Origin of the sequence: Microcoleus sp. BROC3 (assembly GCF_036702515.1) — a bacterium.
Classification (GTDB): Bacteria; Cyanobacteriota; Cyanobacteriia; order Cyanobacteriales; family Microcoleaceae; genus Microcoleus.
On sequence record NZ_JAUBTQ010000021.1, the window covers coordinates 114,859 to 121,748 of the forward strand.

The 6,890-nt window shown below is 45.4% G+C and carries 1 protein-coding gene and 2 pseudogenes; all 3 read left to right on the forward strand.

The genetic code is table 11. The annotated features are described in order from the left end of the window. Window positions 1-204: 204 nt before the first annotated feature. The gene (locus QUB30_RS15585; protein WP_333334722.1) at window positions 205-3,948 is read left to right on the forward strand and encodes a chemotaxis protein CheB; all 3,744 of its coding nucleotides are present in this window, start codon (window positions 205-207) and stop codon (window positions 3,946-3,948) included. A gap of 385 nt (window positions 3,949-4,333) precedes the next feature. Next, window positions 4,334-5,407 (forward strand): annotated as a pseudogene (locus tag QUB30_RS33865) (ISKra4 family transposase). Next, window positions 5,398-6,512 (forward strand): annotated as a pseudogene (locus tag QUB30_RS15600) (IS5 family transposase); the annotation flags it as partial. The pseudogenes QUB30_RS33865 and QUB30_RS15600, both read left to right, overlap by 10 nt. Window positions 6,513-6,890: the final 378 nt, after the last annotated feature.

Below are 6,890 nucleotides of genomic sequence, written 5' to 3' on the forward strand. Positions count from 1 at the left end.
TTTGAGGGATTTCAAGTCTGATTCTTATCCCCCCTGCAGAAAGGGCGAACTCCACAATAAAAATTTTAAAATTGCTCGAGCGCAGGCGCAGCATTCGCCTAGATATCTCGGCAAGTAGATGACTTATCTTTCATTTGATGGTAATATAAATGGCAATAATAAATATACGATAATACGCAGCCAGCAAGATCTCTGGTATAAAAAATGACTCCTAAAAAGGATGCTGAAAAATCTCGACCTCAAGCTGAGATTGATGTTGAAGGAAAGCAACAGAACAATCAAAACGAGTTATTTCCAGTCGTCGGAATAGGAGCCTCGGCCGGTGGATTGGAAGCCTTTATAGAGTTACTGAGCCATTTGCCGATCGATACGGGCATGGCGTTTGTAATAATTCAGCATATGTTGCCGACTCAGGAAAGTCTGTTGAGTGAGATTCTGGCTCGCTCGACCCAGATGCCGGTGCATGAGGTGGTATCTGGGATGCCAGTAGCACCGAATCAGGTCTACGTCATCCCCCCGAATGTCAGCATGACCATAGAGGGAGGGGTGCTGAAGCTAACGCCTCGCGGCAGAGGACGCGGGATGTTTATGTCCGTCGATACTTTTCTGGTTTCCCTAGCTTCAGAACGGCGGAACAAAGCCATAGGCGTCGTTTTGTCCGGGGGCGACGGCGATGGTGCCCAAGGGTTAAAAGCGATTAAGGCCGCAGGCGGTATTACTTTTGCCCAATCTCAAGGATCGGCACAAGTCAGCAGTATGCCGAACACTGCGGTGGCTACGGGTCAGGTAGACTTTATCTTGACACCGGAAAAAATTGCCCAGAAAATAGCAGATATCGGCCGTCATCCCTATATTGCCGATCGACCTGCGACAGAATCGACCGCCAGCGAAGATGCGATCCAAAATCAAGATGCGATCGCCACCATCTACAGTTTGCTGCGCGCCGCTACAGGAGTTGACTTTACTCACTACAAACAAACCACCTTGAAGCGGCGGATGCACCGGCGGATGTTGCTGTACAAGCTGGAACGGATCGAGGATTATGCCGAATATCTCAAAAACACCCCGACAGAAGTAACGGCGCTGTACCACGATGTCTTAATTCATGTCACCAGCTTTTTCCGGGACCCCGAAAGCTTTAATGCCTTAAGCAGCAAGGTTTTTCCTGAAATCGTCAAAGATAAATCACCGCAAACACCGATCCGAATTTGGGTTGCAGGCTGTTCGACGGGCGAAGAAGCTTACTCGATCGCCATCTGCTTGCTAGAGTTTTTAGCAGATCGAGGTACTAATCTGCCGATTCAGATTTATGCGACAGACATCAGCGAAAGTGCGATCGCCCAGGCCCGCCGTGCCTTTTATACGCCGGCCCAAGTCGCCGATATTTCACCCCAACGCCTGCATCGGTTCTTTGTCCAAGTCGAAGGCGGATACCAAATCGCTCAGCCGGTGCGCGAACTCTGCGTCTTTGCTAAACAAAACCTGATCGGCGATCCGCCGTTTTCCCGGATGGATTTGATCACCTGTCGGAACGTGCTGATCTATCTGGGCCCCCCGCTGCAGAAAAAGCTGCTGCCAATTTTCCACTACGGGCTTCGGCCCGCAGGCTTTTTGCTGTTAGGCACTTCGGAAACGGTTGGTGACTTTTCAGAATTGTTTGCGCTGTTAGACAAAAAGAACAAAATTTATACTAAAAAACTGCTGTCGCATTGGCTAAGCATGGATTTAACTGCTAGCAACTATGCTGTGACAGCCATCAACTTTCCACCGCTGCTGACGGAAAGCTTCAACGAAATCGAAATCGAGAAACAGGCCGATCGCATTGTTTTGAATCACTATGCGCCTGTCGGCGTCGTGATTAACACAGCCAAGGAGATTCTGCAATTTCGAGGACAGACGAATGCCTACCTAGAACCGTCTCCCGGTAGGGCTAGCTTTAATTTGCTGAGAATGGCAAAAGAAGGATTGCGCGTCGAACTCCGCACTGCAATTGAACAGGCCTCGCAGCACCAGTTGCCGGTCGCGCGCGAAGGCGTGCAAATTAGAGAAAGCGATCGCATCCGCCAGGTCAAAATTAATGTGATTCCATTCCCAACAGGCGCTGCGGCAAAAAACTATTTTTTAGTTTTGTTTCAAGACGAGCCGCCGATCCCTGCAATGCCTGCTGCTGCAAACGATGTTACACTCAACTCCGATCCTTTACAGGGTGAAAGTTTGGAAATTGCGAGGCTGCAACAAGAACTCAAAACGACAAAAGACCACCTGCAATCGATCGTCCAAGAACATCAAGCCGCCAACCAAGATTTGAGAGCCGCCAACGAGGAGATTTTGTCGAACAACGAAGAGTTGCAAAGTACAAATGAGGAACTCGAAACCGCAAAAGAAGAGATTCAGGCAACCAATGAAGAACTGAACACGATTAATGACGAATTGCAGCGGCGCAATCTTGAATCGACTCAGGTGAGCAACGATTTACAGAATCTGCTGGGCACCATCAATATTCCGATTCTGATGCTGGGAGGCGACCTGCGAATCCGCCAGTTTACTCCCGCAATCGAAAGCATCTTCAACTTGATTTCTAGCGATGTCGGGCGCTGTTTGAGCGACATCACTCACAAGTTGATACTGCCGGAGTTAGAGCCAATGATTTTAGAGGTGATCCGCACACTCAATGTGAAAGTTCAGGAGGTTCAAGATCGAGAGGGTCGTTGGTACGATCTGCATATTCGACCTTATCGGACGATCGACCACAAGATTGATGGGGCTGTGGTGATGTTGGTCGATATCAACGATCTCAAAGTCAGCGCCCAGCAGTTGACGGAAGCGAAAAATTACGCCGAAACGATCGTGGAAACCGTGCGGGAACCGTTGCTAGTGCTAGATCTAAACCTGCGGGCGATCACCGCCAACCGTTCTTTCTACGAAACATTTCAGATGATGCCCATCCACACCGAGCACCACTCGATCTTCGATATCTGTAACAGACAGTGGAATATTCCCAAGTTGCGATCGCTCCTCGAAGAAATTCTGGCAGGAAAGACCGAGTTTCAAGATTTGGAGGTCGAGCATGACTTTGAGCCGATCGGGCATAAAATAATGCGGCTCAATGCCCGCAAAATGCCTCCCATCGGCGATACACAGATGATTCTGCTGGCGATCGATGATATCACCGAGCAAAAACAGTTGGAGACAGAACGCAGCCTTCGGATGCAAGAACAAGCGGGTCGTGTGGCTGCCGAGTCAGCCAACCGCGTCAAAGATGAGTTTTTGTCCGTCCTCTCTCACGAACTGCGGACGCCGCTCAATGCGATGATTGGCTGGGCACAGTTGCTGCGCCTGAAAAAATTTGACCAGGCTAAAACCGAGGAAGCGCTAAAAACGATCGAGCGCGCCGCCAAAGCACAAAACCAGCTCATCGATGACATACTAGACGTTTCGCGGATTAGCACAGGCCAGTTTCGGCTCAACCCTTCTGAAATTGAGCTGAATCCTCTGCTTGAAAATGCGATGGCGGTGGTTCGTTTGGCAGCAGAAGCCAAAAATATTCAACTTGAATCCCGGCTAAGTCCTTTAAAACCAAAGGTGTTGGGCGATCCAACCCGCTTGCAACAGGTGCTGTGGAATCTACTTTCAAACGCGATTAAATTCACCCCAGCCGGAGGCAGAATTGAAATCGCATTAGACTACATCAATGGCATGGCTCAAATCCAAATTAGCGATACTGGTAATGGCATTCACCCTGATTTTCTCCCCTATGTGTTCGATCGTTTCCGTCAGGCAGATAGTAGGCACTCTCGCAGAGAGGGTGGATTAGGGCTAGGACTCTCGATAGTCCGTCATTTAGTAGAGCTCCACGGCGGTACGGTTAGTGCAGAAAGTTCAGGCGAGGGAGAAGGGGCAACGTTTAGCGTGAGGTTGCCGCTACGAACAGATATTCCCGAAAGTTAGACGCCCAGATGGGGCAAAGACATAACTCAATCGGAATAATGATTAATAGACCTCTTGCAAAAATAGCTGGGACGGGCAAGATGCCCGTCCCACAAAAAGTTTTTTCTCTTGTGGGATGGGCATCTTGCCCGTCCGAAAATTTGATCGAAAGGACTTTTGCAAGAAGTCTAATGACATTTAGGTAACAATAACACGCGGGCGATCTCGATCGGTGAAGCGCGATCGCACCCTGACTGTTTAGCCGTTACTCTCACGCTATTGGCCAAACTGATACCAAATCGGGGGGGAGCATCCCAGTTTTGCAATAAGTATAAATGCTGAGGGAAATTACCAGCAAATTGATGAGAGAATAGAAATCAGAGACAATACGATAAACCGAGTAGATATGACCCCAGAAGAACAGCAGAAAATCAAAATAAATCTCCAAGAAATAGCCGCTATCTTTTATAAAAACACCCCAGTAGAAAAACTACAAGACTTTGAATCCGTAGAACTGAGTGTTAGGGAACATTTAATTGAAACAGTAGCACCAGAAATTAGCGTTTTTTTTTTAACTCGGCGGGTGGAAAAGGTTCGGGGAGAAACAGAACCATAAAAAGTTGTGTAGGAGAAATAACTCTATCGAGTAAGCAAGCTCAAAGGTTGGGAGTGAAGAAGGGAAGTCGCCTGAGTCCTAATCTGGAGAAATGTTGTTTATTATTAGTGGGAAATGAGTCATGAGCCAATGCCGAGAGACCTCAAAATGTTGACAGGAATTTATTTACCCCATAGTACACAACATCCGCTATTAAAGCGTTACAAATTGCTGCCGCCTGAAACTACCGAGAAAGTAGAAGCATTGAGTATAGACGGAGGAAACGTCAGACTAAGAACTCATGAAGGAGAAGAAAGAGTCGGTCGGAATTATAAGGCAGTTAAGGTACATCGCCTTTGTAGGAGCAGCCTTCTTTCAAAATAATGCAGATTTAGTGGCGTGGGTAAATAGCCAACTTCCAAGTCAAGCAATAACTTGTTTGGGAGATGGTCATGATGGAGTGTAGAATCTGTTTAATCAAATAGGGACTATTGAGCAAAGAAGAGAGGTACTAGATTGGTATCAGGGGAATAGAAAATCTACATAGAGTAGGAGGTTCGCTCAAACGACTGAGGAGAGCGCAAAACAAACTGTGGCAAGGGTCAACAGTAGAAGCTATAGCTGAATTTGCAGGAGTTTCTAGTAAAGGGAGTGAAAAGTTCCAGAAATATCTGCGAAAACATCAGTCAAGAATCCCAGATTACCAAAATTATCTTTATTCAGGGTATTGACATTGGTTCGGGAGCTGTAGAGTCTTTAATTAAACAGATTGGAGCAAGAATTAAGATTGTAGGTGCACAGTGGAACGAAAAAAATGTGCCTCAAATTTTAAGACTGAGATGTGCATATTTAAATAACGACATCAAGCTCGGTATTTCTGCTTAGTTAAAAAGCGGGATGCTCCCACTAAATCTGAATCAAACAAAAAAGAACCAGAAGAACCAGGCGAGAGGCCCGAGCGGGGAAAATTACTATTAGATGCGACCTGCGCCAGCGCGGACATTACCTACCCGACAGATATCGGTATCCTCGCTCGAGCGAGAATGCAAACAGAAAAAATCGTAGATATCCTCTACGAGTCAATCAAAGATATTTGCCATAAAAAACCCAGAACCTAGCGCAAAAAAGCTCGTAAAGATTACCTTGCCATTGCTAAGCAGCGTCGACCGACGCAGAGCACAAAAAAAGAACAGCAATTAAAAAACAACTGCAATATCTCAAAAGAAACCTAGCTCATATTGAGAAATTAATTGAGTTAGGAGCTACTTTGCAGAACTTGAGCAAGCAACAATATAAGCTGCTACTCGTTTGTCATGAAGTTTACCGCCAACCAACCTGGATGTACCAACACAAAAGAAATAGAATTGACGATAGAATTGTAAGTTTAACCCAACCCCATATCCGTCCGATAGTCAGAGGGAAAGCAGGAAAAGCGACTGAATTTGGAGCTTTTCTCTCAGCGAGCAGTTGTGATGGGTATGTATTTTTAGAGCGAATTAGTTGGGATAACTTCAATGAATCAGGAGACTTAATAGCCCAAGTAGAAGCTTTTAAAGAATTTACAGGGCATTACCCAGAATCGGTTGATGTTGACCAGATTTACCGTACTCGATCGAATAGAGCCTGGTGTAAAGAAAGAGGAATTAGGATGAGCGGTCCGCCCTTGGGAAGACGGTCAGCTCATGTGAGTAAAGCAACAAAAAAGCAAGCTCAAGAAGATGAAAAAGCGCGTCTGGCTATAGAATGGAAATTTGGTCAAGCAAAAAGAAGGTTTAATCTCGAGCGAGTGATGGCCAAACTCGATAATACATCTCAAACAGCGATCGGTATTGCTTTTTTAGTCATGAACCTTGTTGCGGGATTAAGGAGGTTATTGTGGCTTTTTTTGTGTCAAATTTTATTAATAAGGACTAGAAAGGTGACTGAGATTATCAAAAGCTATCCTCCGGTATTACAACCCACATTCCGCAGTTCTGGCTTTGACGACTAAGGATTTTCATACATTCACTGTAGGAAAAATATCTGTGCCTACCTTTTCTAATTTTAGTATCATTATTTTGCGATTTTGGCGAGATATAAGAAATTTGAATTTACAGATATTTCCTAATATCCCACATTCCGCAGATATTCGATCGGATTTTTTAATCAGTTGTGAAAACTTAGAAGCCCGATGCTTTTGGGTGGAAATTATGCGCTTTTAGCGTTACAGAAGCTGGTCAAATTTACCTAAATCAAGTAAGTTGAAATAATTGACTTTTTCTCATATATTTATGTTGCTATTTATCGCGGTTGCTCATATTTTGAAGCAAGGCAAATTATGCCAAAAGCAAATTATCTTGACTAATTAATGAAAATTATTCACAAATAT

Coding starts and splice junctions, on each gene's coding strand:
- QUB30_RS15585 (WP_333334722.1), top strand. CDS start 205: ATGACTCCTAAAAAGGATGCTGAAAAATCTCGACCTCAAGCTGAGATT.